This is a genomic window from Mycobacterium sp. IS-3022 (assembly GCF_001500065.1).
Taxonomy (GTDB): Bacteria; Actinomycetota; Actinomycetes; order Mycobacteriales; family Mycobacteriaceae; genus Mycobacterium.
In genome coordinates, this window is sequence record NZ_LQIN01000019.1 from 19,855 (window position 1) to 36,871 (window position 17,017).

The 17,017-nt window shown below is 67.4% G+C and carries 18 protein-coding genes and 1 tRNA gene; 6 read left to right on the forward strand and 13 right to left on the reverse strand.

Annotated features, from left to right (window positions below; genetic code table 11):
* Nucleotides 1-13: 13 nt before the first annotated feature.
* Both metH and AU188_RS25300 read right to left on the reverse strand, forming a co-directional pair.
* Nucleotides 14-3,751, reverse strand: coding sequence for a methionine synthase (metH, locus tag AU188_RS13560; protein WP_156426675.1), 3,738 nt, complete (start codon nucleotides 3,749-3,751; stop codon nucleotides 14-16).
* Between the two features lie 229 nt (nucleotides 3,752-3,980).
* Nucleotides 3,981-4,127 (reverse strand): hypothetical protein, encoded by a 147-nt coding sequence (locus AU188_RS25300; protein WP_156426676.1) that lies wholly within the window; start codon nucleotides 4,125-4,127, stop codon nucleotides 3,981-3,983.
* A 105-nt stretch (nucleotides 4,128-4,232) separates the two neighbouring features.
* Here AU188_RS25300 and AU188_RS13565 point away from each other — a divergent pair, with 105 nt between their 5' ends.
* A complete protein-coding gene (locus AU188_RS13565) occupies nucleotides 4,233-5,132 on the forward strand; it encodes a PAC2 family protein (RefSeq protein ID WP_059102314.1) in 900 nt (299 codons plus the stop codon).
* On the opposite strand, the gene AU188_RS13570 is transcribed toward AU188_RS13565, so the two are convergent.
* The 8 genes from AU188_RS13570 to AU188_RS13605 are packed head-to-tail and all read right to left on the reverse strand — an operon-like array spanning nucleotide 5,129 to nucleotide 11,491.
* A complete protein-coding gene (locus AU188_RS13570; protein WP_059164227.1) occupies nucleotides 5,129-6,010 on the reverse strand; it encodes an SDR family oxidoreductase in 882 nt (293 codons plus the stop codon). The two genes, AU188_RS13565 and AU188_RS13570, sit on opposite strands and share 4 nt — an antisense overlap.
* A gap of 50 nt (nucleotides 6,011-6,060) precedes the next feature.
* Nucleotides 6,061-7,299 (reverse strand): cysteine--1-D-myo-inosityl 2-amino-2-deoxy-alpha-D-glucopyranoside ligase, encoded by a 1,239-nt coding sequence (gene mshC / locus AU188_RS13575; protein WP_059164228.1) that lies wholly within the window; start codon nucleotides 7,297-7,299, stop codon nucleotides 6,061-6,063.
* 58 nt (nucleotides 7,300-7,357) lie between these two features.
* Entirely contained in the window at nucleotides 7,358-8,137 is a 780-nt protein-coding gene (locus tag AU188_RS13580) for a 3'(2'),5'-bisphosphate nucleotidase CysQ (protein ID WP_059164229.1), read from the reverse strand.
* 3 nt (nucleotides 8,138-8,140) lie between these two features.
* Nucleotides 8,141-8,974: an SCO1664 family protein gene (locus tag AU188_RS13585; RefSeq protein ID WP_059164230.1), complete on the reverse strand. Its 834-nt coding sequence runs from the start codon at nucleotides 8,972-8,974 to the stop codon at nucleotides 8,141-8,143.
* A complete protein-coding gene (locus AU188_RS13590; protein ID WP_059164231.1) occupies nucleotides 8,958-9,545 on the reverse strand; it encodes a DUF3090 domain-containing protein in 588 nt (195 codons plus the stop codon). The genes AU188_RS13585 and AU188_RS13590 overlap by 17 nt, the downstream gene beginning before the upstream one ends.
* Nucleotides 9,546-9,591: 46 nt before the next feature.
* The gene (locus AU188_RS13595; RefSeq protein ID WP_059164232.1) at nucleotides 9,592-10,308 is read right to left on the reverse strand and encodes a histidine phosphatase family protein; all 717 of its coding nucleotides are present in this window, start codon (nucleotides 10,306-10,308) and stop codon (nucleotides 9,592-9,594) included.
* A complete protein-coding gene (locus AU188_RS13600) occupies nucleotides 10,305-11,135 on the reverse strand; it encodes an undecaprenyl-diphosphate phosphatase (RefSeq protein WP_059164254.1) in 831 nt (276 codons plus the stop codon). Before AU188_RS13600 ends, AU188_RS13595 begins: the two co-directional genes overlap by 4 nt.
* A gap of 44 nt (nucleotides 11,136-11,179) precedes the next feature.
* Nucleotides 11,180-11,491 carry a hypothetical protein gene (locus AU188_RS13605; RefSeq protein ID WP_059164233.1) on the reverse strand — a complete coding sequence of 104 codons (312 nt, stop codon included), beginning with the start codon at nucleotides 11,489-11,491 and terminating at the stop codon, nucleotides 11,180-11,182.
* 129 nt (nucleotides 11,492-11,620) lie between these two features.
* On the opposite strand from AU188_RS13605, the gene AU188_RS13610 reads away from it, so the two are divergent.
* From AU188_RS13610 to AU188_RS13620, 3 genes are read left to right on the forward strand one after another with little or no spacing between them, the layout of a single operon-like run.
* Nucleotides 11,621-12,673 (forward strand): YncE family protein, encoded by a 1,053-nt coding sequence (locus AU188_RS13610; protein WP_059164234.1) that lies wholly within the window; start codon nucleotides 11,621-11,623, stop codon nucleotides 12,671-12,673.
* Nucleotides 12,670-12,927: a DUF5703 family protein gene (locus AU188_RS13615; RefSeq protein ID WP_059102130.1), complete on the forward strand. Its 258-nt coding sequence runs from the start codon at nucleotides 12,670-12,672 to the stop codon at nucleotides 12,925-12,927. The genes AU188_RS13610 and AU188_RS13615 overlap by 4 nt, the downstream gene beginning before the upstream one ends.
* Nucleotides 12,928-12,934: 7 nt before the next feature.
* The gene (locus AU188_RS13620) at nucleotides 12,935-13,993 is read left to right on the forward strand and encodes a quinone-dependent dihydroorotate dehydrogenase (protein WP_172799497.1); all 1,059 of its coding nucleotides are present in this window, start codon (nucleotides 12,935-12,937) and stop codon (nucleotides 13,991-13,993) included.
* Here the strand turns inward: AU188_RS13620 and AU188_RS25775 are convergent.
* The 3 genes from AU188_RS25775 to AU188_RS13630 form a co-directional block, all read right to left on the reverse strand.
* Complete coding sequence (locus AU188_RS25775; RefSeq protein ID WP_286137458.1) at nucleotides 13,990-14,118, reverse strand: hypothetical protein; 129 nt, start codon at nucleotides 14,116-14,118, stop codon at nucleotides 13,990-13,992. The genes AU188_RS13620 and AU188_RS25775 overlap by 4 nt on opposite strands.
* Before the next feature lie 115 nt (nucleotides 14,119-14,233).
* Nucleotides 14,234-14,764, reverse strand: a complete 531-nt coding sequence (locus AU188_RS13625) for a YbhB/YbcL family Raf kinase inhibitor-like protein (RefSeq protein ID WP_059164236.1) — start codon at nucleotides 14,762-14,764, stop codon at nucleotides 14,234-14,236.
* A gap of 17 nt (nucleotides 14,765-14,781) precedes the next feature.
* Complete coding sequence (locus AU188_RS13630) at nucleotides 14,782-16,125, reverse strand: M20/M25/M40 family metallo-hydrolase (protein WP_082686625.1); 1,344 nt, start codon at nucleotides 16,123-16,125, stop codon at nucleotides 14,782-14,784.
* A gap of 100 nt (nucleotides 16,126-16,225) precedes the next feature.
* Between AU188_RS13630 and AU188_RS13635 the strand changes: the two genes are divergently transcribed.
* Nucleotides 16,226-16,311: transfer RNA gene (locus tag AU188_RS13635), tRNA-Leu, on the forward strand.
* A gap of 270 nt (nucleotides 16,312-16,581) precedes the next feature.
* Nucleotides 16,582-17,016: a hypothetical protein gene (locus tag AU188_RS13640; protein ID WP_059164238.1), complete on the forward strand. Its 435-nt coding sequence runs from the start codon at nucleotides 16,582-16,584 to the stop codon at nucleotides 17,014-17,016.
* Nucleotide 17,017: the final 1 nt, after the last annotated feature.

The window sequence follows — 17,017 nt, forward strand, 5'->3', positions numbered from 1 at the left end:
ACCGACGTGAGGCTCAGTCCTCCGGGTTGTAGCTGAGGTTCGAGCTCAGCCAACGCTCGGCTTCCTTGAGTGTCCAGCCCTTGCGCTTCGCGTAGTCGGCGACCTGATCCTGGGCCACCCGGCCGACCACGAAGTATTGCGACTGCGGGTGGGAGTAATACCAGCCGCTGACCGCAGCGCCGGGCCACATCGCCATCGACTCGGTCAGTTCGATGCCGGTCCGCTGATGGACGTCCATCAACTCCCAGAGCGTCGCCTTCTCGGTGTGTTCCGGGCAGGCCGGATAGCCGGGGGCCGGGCGGATTCCCACGTACTTCTCGGCGATGAGTGCGTCGTTGTCGAGCTGCTCTTCCGGCTGGTATCCCCAGAACTCCGTGCGGACCCTTTGGTGCATCCGTTCGGCGAACGCCTCCGCCAACCGGTCGGCGATCGACTCCAGCAGAATCGCGCTGTAGTCGTCGAGGGCCGCCTTGAACTCCATGATCTTGTCCTGGCTGCCGAGCCCGGCCGTGACGGCGAAGGCGCCGACGTAGTCGGCCAGCCCGGTGTCCTTAGGCGCAATGTAGTCGCCCAGCGACCGGTTCGGGATGCCGTCGCGATGCTCGCCCTGCTGGCGCAGGTTGTGCAGCGTGGTGAGCACCTCGGTACGGGTGTCGTCGGTGTACACCTCGACGTCATCGCCGACGGCGTTCGCCGGGAAGAACCCGATCACGCCGTTGGCGGTCAGCCACTTCTCCTTGATCAGGGTGTCGAGCATCTCCTGGGCGTCGTCGTACAACTTCCGGGCGGTCTCGCCGGTGGCCGGGTTGTTGAGGATGTCGGGGAAGCGGCCCTTCATCTCCCAGGCGTTGAAGAACGGCTGCCAGTCGATGTACTCGCGCAGTTCGGCGAGGTCGTAGTCGAGGAACTCCCGTATCCCGAGACCCTGGGCCGGTACCGGCGGCGTGTAGCCGTCCCACTCGATCGGCGTCCGGTTCGCGCGGGCTTTCTCCAACGTCAGCATCGGCCGCTCGTTCTTCTGGGCGTGCCGTTCGCGAAGGGCTGCGTAGTCCTTCTCGGTGGCCTCCAACAACGCCGGGCGCTGCTTGTCGTCCAGCAGCGCAGCAGCGACCGGCACCGAACGGGACGCGTCCTTGACCCAGACCACCGGACCGCTACGACGCGGCGATATTTTCACCGCCGTGTGCGCGCGCGATGTGGTCGCGCCGCCGATCAGCAGCGGGATCTGAAGCCCTTCGCGTTCCATCTCGACCGCGAAGTTGGACATCTCGTCCAGGGACGGGGTGATCAGGCCGGACAGCCCGATGATGTCGGCGTTGTGCTCCTTCGCCGCGTCCAGAATCTTCTGCGCGGGCACCATCACGCCGAGGTCGATCACGGAGTAGTTGTTGCACTGCAGCACGACCCCGACGATGTTCTTGCCGATGTCGTGAACGTCGCCCTTCACCGTCGCCATCACGATGGTGCCGTTCGACCTCTCTCCATCGTCCAAATCATCCCGGCTGCCTTTCTCCGCCTCGATGTACGGAAGCAGGTACGCCACAGCCTTTTTCATCACCCGCGCCGACTTCACGACCTGAGGCAGGAACATCTTGCCCGAGCCGAACAGGTCTCCGACGACGTTCATGCCGTCCATCAGCGGCCCCTCGATCACCTCGATCGGGCGACCACCCGCCGCGGCGATTTCGGCCCGCAGCTCCTCGGTGTCGGCGTCGACGTGGGCGTCGATGCCCTTGACCAACGCGTGGGTGATCCGCTCGCGGACGGGCAGGCTGCGCCATTCGGCTGCCTTCGGATCCTCTGACTTGTCCGTGTTGTTGAACCGTTCGGCGATCTCCAGCAGCCGTTCGGCGGCATCCTCGCGACGGTTCAGCACGACGTCCTCGATGCGGTCGCGCAGCTCGGGGTCGATCGAGTCGTAGGGCACCAACGCACCGGCGTTGACGATGCCCATGTCCAACCCGGCCTTGATGGCGTGGAACAGGAACACCGCGTGGATCGCCTCGCGGACGGGGTTGTTGCCCCGGAACGAGAACGACACGTTCGAGATGCCGCCGGAGATGTGCACCCCGGGCAGGTTCTCTTTGATCCAGGCGCAGGCCTCGATGAAGTCGATGCCGTACGTCGCGTGCTCCTCGATACCGGTGGCCAGCGCGAAGCAGTTCGGGTCGAAGATGATGTCCTCGGCCGGGAAGCCGACCTCTTCGGTCAGGATCCGGTAGGCGCGCCCGCAGATCTCCTTGCGGCGCTCCAGGTTGTCGGCCTGCCCCTGCTCGTCGAAGGCCATCACGACGACGGCGGCGCCGAACTTGCGGCACAGCCGTGCCTCGCGAATGAACTTCTCCTCGCCCTCCTTCATGGAGATCGAGTTGACGATCGGCTTGCCTTGCACGTTCTTCAGGCCCGCCTCGATGACCTCCCACTTGGAGGAGTCGATCATCACCGGGACGCGGCTGATGTCGGGTTCGGAGGCGATCAGCTTGGTGAACCGGTCCATCGCGGCGACGCCGTCGATCATGCCCTCGTCCATGTTGATGTCGATGACCTGCGCACCGACCTCGACCTGCTGCAGGGCCACCGACAGCGCGGTGTCGTAGTCCTCGGCCTTGATCAGGTTGCGGAACCGGGCGGAGCCGGTGATGTTGGTGCGCTCACCGATGTTCACGAACAGGGAGTTGTCGTCGATGTTGAGCGGTTCCAGGCCCGACAGCCGGGTGGCCACGGGGATCTCCGGCACCTGGCGCGGCGGCTTGCCCTCGACGGCCTTGGCGATCTCGGCGATGTGCGCCGGCGTCGTCCCGCAGCACCCACCGACCAGGTTGACGAAGCCCGCCTCGGCGAAGTCGGCGACGTATCCGGCCTGACGCTCGGGGGTTTCGTCGTATTCGGCAAAGGCGTTGGGCAGGCCGGCGTTCGGGTAGCAGGAGACGAACGTGTCGGCGATGCGTGACATCTCGGCGATGTAGGGCCTCATCTCCGGTGCGCCCAGGGCGCAGTTGAGGCCGACCGCGAGCGGCTTGGCGTGCCTGATCGAGTTCCAGAACGCCTCGGTGACCTGTCCGGACAGCGTGCGCCCGGAGGCATCGGTGATGGTGCCCGAGATGATCACGGGCCAGCGGCGCCCGCGGTCCTCGAACAGCGTCTCGAGTGCGAACACAGCGGCCTTGGCGTTCAGCGTGTCGAAGATCGTTTCGACGAGAATGATGTCGGCGCCGCCGTCGACCAGGCCGTTGGCGGCTTCGAGGTAGGCGGCGACCAGCTGGTCATAGGTGACGTTGCGGGCTCCCGGGTCGTTGACGTCCGGTGAGATCGACGCGGTCCGCGTCGTCGGCCCCAGCGCCCCGGCGACGTAGCGGGGCCTGTCGGGTGTGCTGACCTCGTCGCAGGCTGTACGCGCCAAGGCCGCGCCGGCGTAGTTCAGCTCGTAGCCGAGTTCTTCCATGCCGTAGTCGGAGAGCGAGACCGCGTTCGCGTTGAACGTGTTGGTCTCGATGATGTCGGCGCCGGCGTCGAGGTACTCGCGGTGGATCGCCTCGATGATCTGCGGCTGCGTCAGGTTGAGCAGGTCGTTGTTGCCCTGAACATCGCTCGGCCAGTCCTTGAACCGCTCGCCGCGGTAGCCGGCCTCGTCGGGCCGATCGCGCTGGATCGCCGTGCCCATCGCGCCGTCGATCACCACGATCCGCTGACGCAGCGCAGCCGTCAGTTCATCTGTGCAGTCAGGGCGGATGTTGGGCTCAAAGGCGTTCACGCGCGCTCCTTCCGTAATGGAAGGCGTCCTTGAATCTGCCGAGCGTGGCGGATACCGGCGGAAACCCGGAACCGTTGCAACGCCTCTCGACCAGAAAAGTCTACGTCGTCACCCGATCGACGTCTGGACGCCCGCCTCGTCGCGGCGATCGAAACCGACCCGCCCGGCAATCGCGGCTCCGTTGAGCGGCAGCTCACGGACCCTGTCGGCAATGTCGTCGTCACCAAGGCTAACCAGATTGCAGCCGTACGTATTTCGTCTCGATGAGATCGGCGGCCTGTACCTGTGCCTTCAGCGCGCGGTCGCCGACCATCCCCCTGGTCGACAGGGCCCCGAGCAAATCGGTGTCGCCCGCGCGATCATCAGCATCAGCCACGTATTCAGGGTAGTCGCCGGATCAAATCACCCCGTGTGGCGATGGCGCTCGAACCCGCCGCACAGGGCTTACGCTGGCGTTGTGACCTTGTCGGATGCGAGCGGCATGCCAGATGGTCTTCGCGCAAGCGGCTCATCTGAAAACCGCCCGGGCCTGCCCGAACTGAACGACGCGATCGTCGTCGCAGCCTTCGAAGGCTGGAACGACGCCGGTGATGCGGCCAGCGACGCTCTGGAGCACCTGGACGCCATCTGGGAGGCCGACACGATCGTCGAGATCGACGACGAGGCGTACTACGACTACCAGGTGAACCGGCCGGTGATCCGGCTGGTCGACGGGGTGACCCGCGAACTGGTGTGGCCGTCGATGCGGATTTCGCACTGCCGCCCGCCCGGTTCCGACCGCGACATCGTGTTGATGCACGGCGTCGAGCCCAACATGCGCTGGCGCACCTTCTGCGCCGAGCTGTTGGCGATCGCCGACAAGCTCAACGTCGCGACCGTGGTGATCCTCGGCGCCCTGCTGGCCGACACGCCGCACACCCGCCCGGTGCCCGTGTCTGGGGCGGCCTACTCGTCGGACACCGCCAAGGTGTTCGGCCTGGAGGAGACGCGGTACGAAGGTCCGACCGGTATCGCCGGGGTGTTCCAGGATGCCTGCGTGCAGGCGGGTATCCCCGCCGTGACGTTCTGGGCCGCGGTGCCGCATTACGTCTCCCAGCCACCGAATCCCAAGGCGACGGTGGCGCTGCTGCGCCGTGTCGAGGATGTGCTCGACATCGAGGTGCCGCTGGCCGATCTGCCGTCGGCGGCCGAGGAGTGGGAGCAGGCGGTGTCGGAGATGACCGCCGAGGACGACGAGATCGCCGAGTACGTGCATTCACTGGAGGAACGTGGCGACGCCGAGGTCGACATGCACGAGGCGCTCGGCAAGATCGACGGCGACGCGCTGGCCGCGGAGTTCGAGCGCTACCTGCGTCGTCGAGGTCCCGGCTTCCGAGGTTAACCCCGCTTTTCCAGCGCTTCGGTGCGTGCGCTCATCGAGCGGCCGAGCGCGGCCACTTCGGCATCCATTCGCGGGATCAGTTCCGGAACCGATCTCAGCGTCGTCGACTCGCCGACCCGAGTCGACAGCACCGGCTTGAGCCACCGGAGCAGTCCGACCCACCCGGGACAGTTGATCTGGCGCTTGCGGCCTTCGATCCCCTTGAGGAAAGCCTCGCCGCACTTCTCCACCGAGCTGGTGGTCTTGAGCGGACCCGGCATTTTCTTGATCATCTCCCGCAGCGACGCCAGGTCGGCCTTGCTCTCACGTACCAGCGGGGTGTCGATCCACATCATGTGCGCCGAGCCGACTTCCACGCCGAGGTGCGCGACCTCCAGCCGCAACGCGTTGGCGAAGTGCTCGACGCCTGCCTTCGACAGGTTGTACGACGTGGCACCGGGCAGCGGCGCATACGCCGCGGCCGACGACACGACCAGCACGTAGCCGCGCCGCTCGACGATCGACGGCAGCGCGGCCTTCACGGTGTAAAACACCCCGAGCGCATTAACATCGAGGCACGTCTTGAACGCCGCCGGATCCATGTTGAGCACTGAGCCGTAGACGGCGATGCCCGCATTCGCCATCACGATGTCGATGCCGCCGAACCGCTCCACGCCCTCGGCGACGGCGGATTCCATCGCGGCCAGATCGCGCACGTCGGCGACGACGGTCAGCACGCCCTTGTTGCCGAGCTTGGCGGCGACCTGCGCCAGCCTGTCACCGTCGAGGTCGGTCAGCACGAGCTTGGCGCCCTTGTCGTGCAGGCGGCGCGCCACCTCTTCGCCGATCCCGTTGGCGCCACCGGTGATCAGCGCGACTTTCCCGTTCACAGAACCCATGGCCGTCAACGTACCCGGGTCGGCGCCGCGGCGGGCGGGGTCTCGCGGTTCTACAGCCGGATACCCAGCAGCGCGTCGACGGCGGTGGCCACCGTGCGGCCCGCATGGGGATCGTGGCCGCCGTAAGTCAGCGCGTCGGTGCTCCAACCATCCAGAGCCGCAAGCGCTTTCGGGGTGTCGAGGTCGTCGGCGAGATAACGGCGCACCCGGCTCACGACGTCGGTCGCGTCCGGCGCGGCGGGCAGCGCCACCGCGGTGCGCCAGCGGTCCAGCCGCTCGACGGCCTCGGCGAGCACCGCGTCGCTCCAGTATCTGTCGGAGCGGTAGTGACCGGCGAACAGCCCCAACCGGATCGCCGAAGGGTCGACGCCGTCGGCGCGCAGCCGCGACACCAGCACCAGGTTCCCCCGGCTCTTGCTCATCTTGTGGCCGTTCCAGCCGATCATTCCGGCATGCACGTAGTGACGCGCGAATCTCCGCTCGCCGGTGAGGGATTCGGCGTGAGCGGCCGAGAACTCGTGGTGCGGGAAGACCAGGTCGCTGCCGCCGCCCTGGATGTCGAGGCCGGTGCCGATCCGGCTCAGCGCGATCGCTGCGCACTCCACGTGCCAACCGGGGCGGCCAGGCCCGAAGGGCGATGGCCAACTCGGCTCCCCCGGCCGTTGCGCCCGCCACAGCAGCGCGTCGAGTTCGTCGCCCTTTCCGGGACGGTCGGGGTCGCCCCCGCGTTCGGCGAACAGCCGCCGCATGGTGTCGCGGTCGTAGCCGGACTCGTAACCGAACTGGGCGGTGGCGTCGGCGCGGAAGTAGACGTCGGGGTACTCGGCATCCTCGACGACGTAGGCCGCACCCGAGGCCAGCAGCTTCTCGACGACCTCGATGACCTCGGCGATGGCATCGGTGGCCGCGACGTAGTCGTGCGGGGGCAGCACCCGCAGCGCGGCCATGTCCTCGCGGAACAGGTCGGTCTCCCGGTCGGCGAGCTCACGCCAATCGACCCCGTCGCGCTGCGCGCGCTCGAACAGCGGATCGTCGACGTCGGTGATGTTCTGCACGTAGTGCACCCGGTGGCCGGCGTCGAGCCACATGCGGTGCACGAGGTCGAACGCAAGATAGGTGGCGGCGTGGCCGAGGTGGGTGGCGTCGTACGGCGTGATACCGCACACGTACATGGTGGCCGTGTCGCCGGCGCTGACGGGGCGCACCTGCCGGTCGGCGCTGTCATAAAGGCGTAGCTGCGGACCGCGACCCGGCAACGCCGGGACGACGGGTGCCGGCCACGAGTTCATAGCCTCGACTCTAAGCATCGCCGTGATCGACAAGGGCGGCGCCTGTTTCATTCCCGGTTCAATCCCTCCAGCGGCTCCGATACGCCGAGAGGATGCCCTCGAGCAGCGGTTCGCTCAGTTCCGGCCGACACATCAGCAGGTCGGGCAGGTAGGGGTCGCGGCGGTTGTAGATCAGCTCGGAGCCGTCCAGCCGCGACGCATGCAGGCCGGCCGCCTGCACCACCCCGGCCGGGGCCGCCGAATCCCACTCCCACTGGCCGCCGGCGTGCAGGTAGGCATCGACGTCGCCGCGCACCACGGCCATCGCCTTGGCTCCCGCGGAGCCGATCCGCACCAGCTGGATGTCCATCCGTTCACGCAACCACCACAGCACCGGTGGCGGCCGGTTGGCGCTCGCCGTGATCAGGATCGGGCCCTCGTCGCGTGGTGGCGGCGGTTTCACGGTGTCGGTCCGGTAGACCTCGTTGCGCGCAGGCAGCGCGACGGCCGCGTCGGTGATGCGGCCGTTGGGGCTGCCGTCGCGTTGCCAGAGCGCGATGTGCACCGCCCAGTCCGTGCGGCCCGGCAGGGAGAATTCCCAGGTGCCGTCGACGGGGTCGACGATCCAGACCCGGTCGGCGTGCACCCGCGACACGTCGTCGACGGCCTCCTCGGAGAGCACCGCATCGTCGGGCCGCCGCTCGCGCAGCCGCTGCAGGATCAGCTTGTTGGCCCGCATGTCGCCGGCGTCGCCGAGGTCGTACGGGTCGTAGAAACCCAGTTCTTCGCGCACCTGCAGCAGCAGTTCGCCTGCCTCAAAGGCCACCTCGGCGGCCAGCGCCGCATCGGTCTGGGTCATCGATCAGAACGCCGGCCACGGGATGGGGCGGTGCCGGTCGGGTGTCGGCATCACCGGATCGTCAAGTAGCGCAATGGTTCTCGCGAGCAGTGCGGCGACCTCGCGTTCAGTGATGTGAACGCACAGCTGGTCGGCGAGCCCGTCGCGCAGTTGATCGCGCAGCGCGGCCACCGACTCCAGCGTCTGGTCGTCAACGGGTTTACCGGCCCAGCCCCACAACACGGTGCGCAGTTTGTCCTCGACGTGCAGCGTGACCCCGTGGTCAACGCCGTACACGCGCCCGTCCACCCCGCACAGGATGTGGCCGCCCTTGCGGTCGGCGTTGTTGACCAGCACGTCGAACACCGCCATCCGGCGCAACCGGTCGTCGTCGGCGTGGACCAGCACGACCTCGTCGCCTGCGTAGTCGTAGGCCTGCAGGATGGGCAGGAACCCCGGCGGGATCCGGCCGGCGGGCAGCAGATCGATCAGGTCGGGCCCCGACGGCTTTTCGGCTTCGATCTCGTCGCCGGGCTGGTCCACCCACAACTGCACCATGCCATCGCCGGCGGGACCGGGCCGAATGATTGTGTGGGGCACAAGGTTCCAACCGAGCGCCGCCGACACCAGAAATGCGCCGCGTTCCCGGCCGGCCAGCGTGCCGTCGGGGAAATCCCACAGCGGCGCCTCGCCGGCGATCGGCTTGTAGACGCAATGTACTTGTTGCTCACCGAGGTTCGCTTCGCACAGAAACGTCGCGTTGCTTGCCGAGCGGATGCGTCCGATGACGGTGAGCTCGCCGCGCTGCAGGACGTCTTCGCGAGCGGCGTCGGCCGCGGGGTCAGATGTCGACGTCATCGTCGGACTCGGCGAAGGCGCCGCGCCGGTAGCCGTTGGTGCGCACGCAGATGTGACCGTCGGGGTCCAGCGGCTCGTCACACAACGGGCAGGGCGGTCGGCCTGCCGAGATGACCCGGTTGGAGCGCGTCGCGAACTCGCGTGCGGATTCGGGCGTGAGAAAGACGCGCACCGCGTCGGGCCCTTCCTCCGCGTCGTCGAGCACCACCGATGCGTCGAACTCGGTTTCCGACACCGCGAGCAACTCGACGACGACGGTCTGCGCCTCGGAGTCCCAGCCCAGTCCCATCGTCCCCACCCGGAACTCCGCGTCGACCGGGGTGATCAACGGGCTCAGGTCCTCGATCTCACCGGTGTCCGGCGGGATCGGGGTGCCGAACCGGCGGTTGATCTCGAGCAGCAGCGCGGCAATCCGCTCGGCGAGCACGGCAACCTGCTGCTTCTCCAGCACCACCGACACCACTCGCTTGTCGTGAACGGCCTGCAGGTAGAAGGTGCGGTTGCCGGGCTGGCCAACTGTCCCGGCCACGAAGCGGTCGGGTGTGCGGAAGACGTGAATTGCGCGGGCCATGGCACTTTCCAAAATACCGGTTAGGGCTTGTCAGCCGTAATCGCGACTAGCCGGTCGACCCACCCACCACGGCATCCTCCGGCGGCACCTCCCCCTCTCCGGAGTCGGCCCGGCCGTCGGACTCGGCCGGTTTGGGACGCAGCCCGGCCGTCAGTTGGTCACCGGTGTGGTTGACGTGGATCACGAACGGTCGCACCGCCGTGTACCGGATCACGCTCATCGACCCCGGGTCGGCGGTGATTCGCTGGAAGCTGTCGAGATGGGTGCCGAGCGCATCGGCGACGACCGCTTTGATCACATCGCCGTGGGTGCAGGCCAGCCACAGCACGTCGCCCTCGTGTTCCTCCGCCAGCCGACGGTCGTGCTCGCGAACCGCGGCGACTGCGCGGGCCTGCACGTGCGCAAGGCCCTCGCCGTCCGGAAAGACGGCAGCGCTCGGCTGATGTTGAACCACCGTCCACAACGGCTCCTTGACCAGATCGGCGATCTTGCGGCCGGTCCAGGCCCCGTAGTCGACCTCGGCGATGCGGTCGTCGACGATCGGTGTCAGGCCCAGCGCGGCGGCCAGCGGTTCCACGGTTCGTTCGCACCGCAGCAGCGGCGAGCGCACGATCGCCCGGATCGGCAGCGATCCGACCCTGGCCACCACCGCCTGCGCCTGTTCACGCCCCTTGTCGTCGAGGTCGACGCCCTCGGAGCGGCCCGCCAGCGTGTGCGCGGTGTTCGAGGTCGAGCGGCCGTGCCGCAACAGGATCACCGTCATGTCGCGGCCACCACTCCGGTGCCCAACAGGGCCAGCACAACCGCGCCCAGCGCCACGCGGTAACCGACGAACCAGTACATGCTGTGCCGGACCAGGAACCGCAGGAACCACGCCACCGCCGCGAATCCGACGACGAACGCGATCACAGTCGCCACCAGCAACTGCGGCCCGCTGGCGCTCATCCCCTCACCGACGGGATGGAAGGCGTCGGGCAAGGAGAACAGCCCCGAGGCGAACACCGCCGGGATCGCGAGCAGGAAGCCGAAACGGGCGGCGAGTTCGCGGTTGAGGCCCAGGAAAAGGCCCGCGCTGATCGTCGCGCCCGAGCGGGACACCCCGGGCAGCAGCGCGAGGCACTGCGCGAGGCCGACGATGATGCCGTCCTTCCATGTCAGCTGCTCGACGTTGCGGGTCTGCCTGCCGAAGTACTCGGCGGCGGCGATGACGGCCGAGAACACGATCAACGCGATCGCGATCGCCCAGAGATTGCGTGCGCCCGTGCGAATTTCGTCTTTGAACAACAGCCCGAACACCCCGATCGGGATGGTGCCGATGATCACGTACCAACCGAGCCGGTAGTCCGCGGTGCGCTGGGTGGCCACGAAGAGTCCGTGGACCCAGGCCTTGATGATGCGGCCGATGTCTCTGGCGAAGTACAGCAGCACCGCGAACTCGGTGCCGAGCTGGGTCACCGCGGTGAACGACGCGCCCGCGTCGTCGGCGAAGAACACGCGCGAGGCGATCGCGAGATGCGCCGAGGACGAGACGGGCAGGAATTCGGTCAGGCCCTGCAGTACCGCGAGAACGACCACCTGCACCCACGACATCGCCGGCACGTCCGTCACGACGACGACCGTACCGTGGGCGGCTGTTAGCGACCGGCCCGCGCCACCGGCTGGGCCTCGGCCACCGCATCCCGCACCGCGGCACCCACGCTGCGCTGGTCGGTGAGGTCGATGTCGGTCAGCTTGCGGGTCGACGTCGCCACCACGTCCTCTGCGCCTGGGACCGGCCCGGCCAGCCGGGGACGATAGACCTCCACGACGAGAGTCTGGCGCTCGACGTGGAACGAGAAGCTGCGGCCGTCGCCGAGCTGGCCAAATCCGCTGGCGTGTACACCAGTGGTGATGTCCTCGATAGCAAACTCTTGGGCGCCCATTTCACGGTCTGCGGCGAGCGTCATGATCGCACCATACCTCCGACCCGCCCGCCGCTTGGGAGGGCACGGCGAGCGGCTGGAAACTCCTGGCAAGCCGGCTGCCTAGACTGGCCATTCAGTCGATATCCCGTACCCACGACCGAGAGCTACCCCTTGCCGCCGTTCATAAACGCCTCGAATCAGCTGGTTCGCGGGATCGTGGTGTCGCTGGCAATTGTCGTGGTCATCGGCGTGGTCGGTGGCTGTTCGTCCGAGACCGCGGAGGTGGCACCGCCGACCATCGCGCCCGCGTCGGCCGCTGAGTCGCCACCGGTCACCGGCCGACCGGACGGCGTGGTGCGGCCGCTGGCGGGCCGCGCGCAGGCGGCGATCGTCGACACGGCGAGCGGCTCGTTGGCGGTGCTGGCTTCGGGCCCGGCCGGCCAGTCGCAGGTCACCGTGTTCTCGAGGGCGGGCGACGTCGTCGCGACGGTGCCGCTGCCCGCCGGCGCGACCGCGTTGACCGGCGACGGCGAGGGGCACGCCTACGCCGCGACCCGCGGCGGCTATCACCGGATCGATCTCTCGACGGGTACGGCCACCAGGTTCGACGTCGGAGGAGAGACCGACACCGAGTTCACCGCGATCGCCCGACGCGCGGACAGGCGGCTGGTTCTCGGTAGCTCGGACGGTGCGGTGTACACGCTGGGCTCGGACGGGTCGGTGGCAGCACAGCTGAAGATCTTCGCTCGCGTCGATGACCTTGTCACGCAAGGTAATACGGCCGTCGTACTGGATCGCGGGCAGACTTCGGTGACGGCGTTGTCCGAAAGCGGCACCGAGCAGGAGCAGGCACTGCGGGCCGGTGAGGGCGCGACGACAATGGTCGCCGACCCCGCCGGGCGCGTGCTGGTCGCCGACACGCGCGGCGACGGACTGCTGGCCTTCGGCACGAACCCGCTGATCCTTCGGCAGCGCTATCCGGTGCCCGAGGCCCCATACGGCCTGGCCGGGTCCTCGACGCTGGCCTGGGTGTCGCAGACGGCGGCGAATACGGTCGTTGGCTACGATCTGGCCACCGGGATCCCCGTCGAGAAGGTGCGATATCGAACCGTGCAGCAACCGAACTCCCTGGCTTATGACGAATCCTCTGGCACGCTGTACGTCGTGTCCGGAGTGGGAGCGGGTGTGCAGGTGATCACCGACGCCGCGGGTGGGCGCCCGTGAGTGCCATTCACCGCGGCCGCCTGCCTGCAGGCTGGGATCAGGACCTCTCCGACGATTACGAATGGATTCCGCTGCGGCTGCCGCCCGATGTGACCCGCGTCAGCGCGTCGACCCGATTGTCCATCGAGGCCGAATACCGGGGGTGGGAACTCACCCGCGTCCGGCTGTACACCGACGGCTCGCGGCGGGTGTTACTTCGGCGCAGGAAGACCGCGGCCGACCGGGTAGGCGTTCCCGAGCAGCCCGCGCTGTGACTCGATGATGTACGGCGCGCTGCGGCGGGCGTTGTTTCTGGTTGCGCCCGAACGGATTCACACCTGGGTGTTCGCCCTCTTGCGCGCCGCCACCTACCTGCCGTGGCCGCGACGCGCGTTGAAACGCTGGTTGGGACCGCGGGATCCGGTGCTGGCTTCCACCGTGTTCGGGGTCAGGTTTCCCGGGCCGCTCGGCCTGGCCGCCGGGTTCGACAAGAACGGCAGCGGCCTCGACACGTGGGGGGCGCTCGGCTTCGGATATGCCGAGATCGGAACCGTGACTGCGCAGGCGCAGCCCGGCAATGCCAAACCGCGGATGTTCCGGCTGCCGCAGGACCGCGCGCTGCTGAACCGGATGGGTTTCAACAACCACGGCGCCGGCGAACTTGCCGTGCGGTTGGCTCGGCATGTTTCCGACGTACCGATCGGCGTGAACATCGGCAAGACCAAGGTCACCCCGCCGGAGCAGGCCGTGCAGGACTACGCCACGTCCGCTCGGCTGCTCGGCCCGCTCGCGTCGTTCATGGTGGTCAACGTCAGCTCGCCGAACACCCCCGGATTGCGCGATCTGCAGGCCGTGGAGTCGTTGCGGCCGATCCTGACGGCCGTGCTGGCGGAGACGTCGACACCGGTCCTGGTGAAGATCGCGCCGGATCTGTCCGACCAGGATGTCGACGAGATCGCCGATCTGGCAATCGAACTCGGCCTGGCCGGCATCGTCGCCACCAACACCACGGTGTCGCGCGACGGGCTGGCCACTCCCGGCGTCGACGAACTCGGTCCCGGCGGCATCTCCGGACCTCCGGTCGCGCAACGCTCGACGGAGGTGCTGCGCAGGCTCTACGGGCGCGTCGGTGACCGCCTGGTGCTGATCAGCGTCGGCGGCATCGAAACCGCCGACGACGCCTGGGACCGCATCACCTCCGGCGCCTCGCTGCTGCAGGGCTACACGGGCTTCGTATACGGCGGCGGGCTGTGGGCCAAGCGCATTCACGACGGCATCGCCCGCCGCCTACACGAGGGCGGCTTCGGGTCACTGGCCGATGCGGTGGGGTCTGCGGTCTAACCGGCGCGCTTGCGCTTGCGGATGAACTCACCCGCTTCGGCTTCGCGCTGACGCTTCTCAGCGCGCCGCTCCTTCAGCGACCGTTCGGCCTTCTTCAGGTTCTTGCCCGGTTTCTTGTCAGCCATTGTCGCTCCTTAAGCAGAAGTGGCAATCACTCAACCGCGACCATACGTCAGTTCCCGGGAAAAGCCAGTCATGCAGGTAATCGAAGCGCGCAGAGCGGATTTCGCTACTTCTGCGCTACTTCTGTTCGTAAGTGCCGTGGATCAGCGCCCGCGCGATCGCGTGTTGGAAAAGGTTGAAACCGAGATACGCCGGCGTCGCATCCTCGGGCAGATCGAGCTTTTCGACGTCGACGGCATGTACGGCGACAAAGTAGCGGTGCGCACCATGCCCCGGCGGCGGGGCGGCGCCGATGAAGCGCTTGAGCCCGGCGTCGTTGCGCAGCGTGAGCGCGTCGCCGGGCAACCCGCTGCCGTCGCCGACGCCCGCGGGCAGTTCGGTCACGGTGGCGGGCAGGTTCGCCACCGCCCAGTGCCAGAAGCCGGAGGCGGTCGGGGCGTCGGGGTCGTACACGGTGACGGCGAAGCTGCGGGTCTGCTCGGGGAAGCCTGACCACGTCAGGTGCGGCGAGACGTCGCTGCCGCCGGCGCCCATGATGCCGCTGACCTGGTCGTTGCCCCACGCCTGGCCGTCGGTGAACGTGTCCGACGACACCGTGAACGAGGGCAGCTTCGGGAGGAAGTCATACGGGTTGTAGTCAAATGCCATGACTCGTCCTTTCTGGGTCAGCAGTGCAACAGGAAGTGTTCGAGGACCTGGGTACCGAACTTCAACGCGTCAACGGGTACCCGTTCGTCGACGCCGTGGAACAACGCGGTGAAGTCCAAGTCCGGCGGCAGTTGCAGCGGCGCGAACCCAAAGCAACGGATTCCCAACTGCGCGAACGCTTTTGCGTCCGTGCCACCGGAGAGCATGTACGGCACGATGCGGGCCTCGGGATCCACCGACAGGATCGCGCCGTTCATCGCGTCGACCAGGTCGCCGTCGAAAGTGGTCTCATAGGACGGCAGCTCGGTGATCCATTCGCGGGTGACGTGGGGCCCGATCAGCTCGTCGACCTCCCGCTCGAAGGCGGCCTGGCGGCCCGGCAGGATGCGGCAGTCCACCACCGCTTCCGCGGACGCCGGGATGACGTTGGCTTTGTATCCGGCCTTGAGCATCGTCGGGTTGGCGGTGTCGCGCAATGTGGCGCCTACGACGCGGGCGATCGGGCCCAGCTTGGCGATCGCGCCGGGCAGATCCGGGGAGTCGATGTCGAACGAGTACCCGGTCTCCTCGGTGACGGCCTGCAGGAACTGGCCGACGGCGTCGGTCATCACCAGGGGGAACTCGTGGCGGCCCAGCTTGGCGACGGCCTCCGCGACCGCGGTGACGGAGTTGCTGTCGTGGATCATCGAGCCGTGCCCCGCGTGGCTGCGCGCGGTCAATTTCATCCACATCATCGACTTCTCGGCCGTCTCGACCAGGTAGAGGCGCCGCTCACCGCCGTCTTTGCGCGGCACGGTCAACGAGAAGCCGCCGACCTCGCCGACCGCCTCGGTGACGCCTTCGAAGAGATCGGGCCGGTTGTTGACCAGCCAGTGCGAACCGAACTTGCCCCCGGCCTCCTCGTCGGACAAAAAGGCGAAGATCAGGTCGCGTGGCGGGGTGATTCCGGAGCGCTTGAAGTGCCGTGCGATCGCGATCAGCATGCCGCACATGTCCTTCATGTCGACGGCGCCGCGGCCCCATACGTAACCGTCGGTGACCGCGCCGGAGAACGGGTGCACACTCCAGTCGGACGCCTCGGCGGGCACCACGTCGAGGTGCCCGTGCAGCAACAACGCGCCGCGCGAACGGTCGGCGCCCTCCAGCCGGGCGAACAGGTTGCCGCGGCCCGGAGCTCCCGCCTCGACGTACTCGGTCGTGTACCCGACTTCCTCAAGTTGCTCGGCGACCCAGCGCGCGCATTCTGCCTCGCCCTTCGTGGTGGCGGGGTCGCCGGTGTTGGACGTGTCGAACCGGATCAACGTGCTGACGAGGTCGACGACCTCAGCCTCGGCATTGACAGGACCAGTCACAGTGCTAATGGGTAGTGCTCCTCTCGTCCGCCACCATTCGTACCATTGACGTGCCTGCTGGGTTTGGGTCCGGCCTCGGTGATCCGATAGCCTTAGCTGCCCACAACAGGTCCGAGTGGCGGAATGGCAGACGCGCTAGCTTGAGGTGCTAGTGCCCTATTAACGGGCGTGGGGGTTCAAGTCCCCCCTCGGACACCGCTGTGATCTCGAGTTCGGCGCGAGGGCTTCCGTCCTCCGCGCCGGCGCCGTCTTACTATGGCCGACCCGGAGCCATCCCGCCCGGCCCCAGATGCCAAGCGGATTATGAACCGTCCAATCTAGAGATTGTTGACGACTTCCCCAGTCATTTCGGCGGCTCGCCGACGTTATTGCACTTCCTTTTAGACCACTGGTCTAAACTGTAGACCAGTGGTCTAAAGGTGGGCGGATAACCGCCCGCCGCCGTGTCAATCAGGAGGCGTACCCATGCATACACCCGCCAACACGATCGATCGCTCCCAGCGGACCCGCTCATTCGCACGCGTGCTCGGACCGTTCATCGCCGTGGTAACCGCGATCGTCGCGATCAGGGCAGGAAGTATCGGGAATCAGCTGTCCAGTTTCTCGGCGGACCCCATGTGGCCGTGGACGCTGGGCGCGCTCTTGTTTGGCGGTGGCCTCTTCATCATTGCGTTCCACCAGTATTGGCGCGGGCTCGCCGCAGTGATAATCTCGCTGTTCGGCTGGTTCCTATTGATACGGGGACTCATCCTTCTCGCGGTCCCACAGCTAATCGTCGACGGAGCCGAAACCGCCACCGAAACGAACTCTGCCATCGGCGTTGTCCGGATCGGTTTCGGGCTGCTCGCACTGTGTGGTCTTTATCTCGCATACGTGGGATGGCTGAAGAAGTCCGACTGAT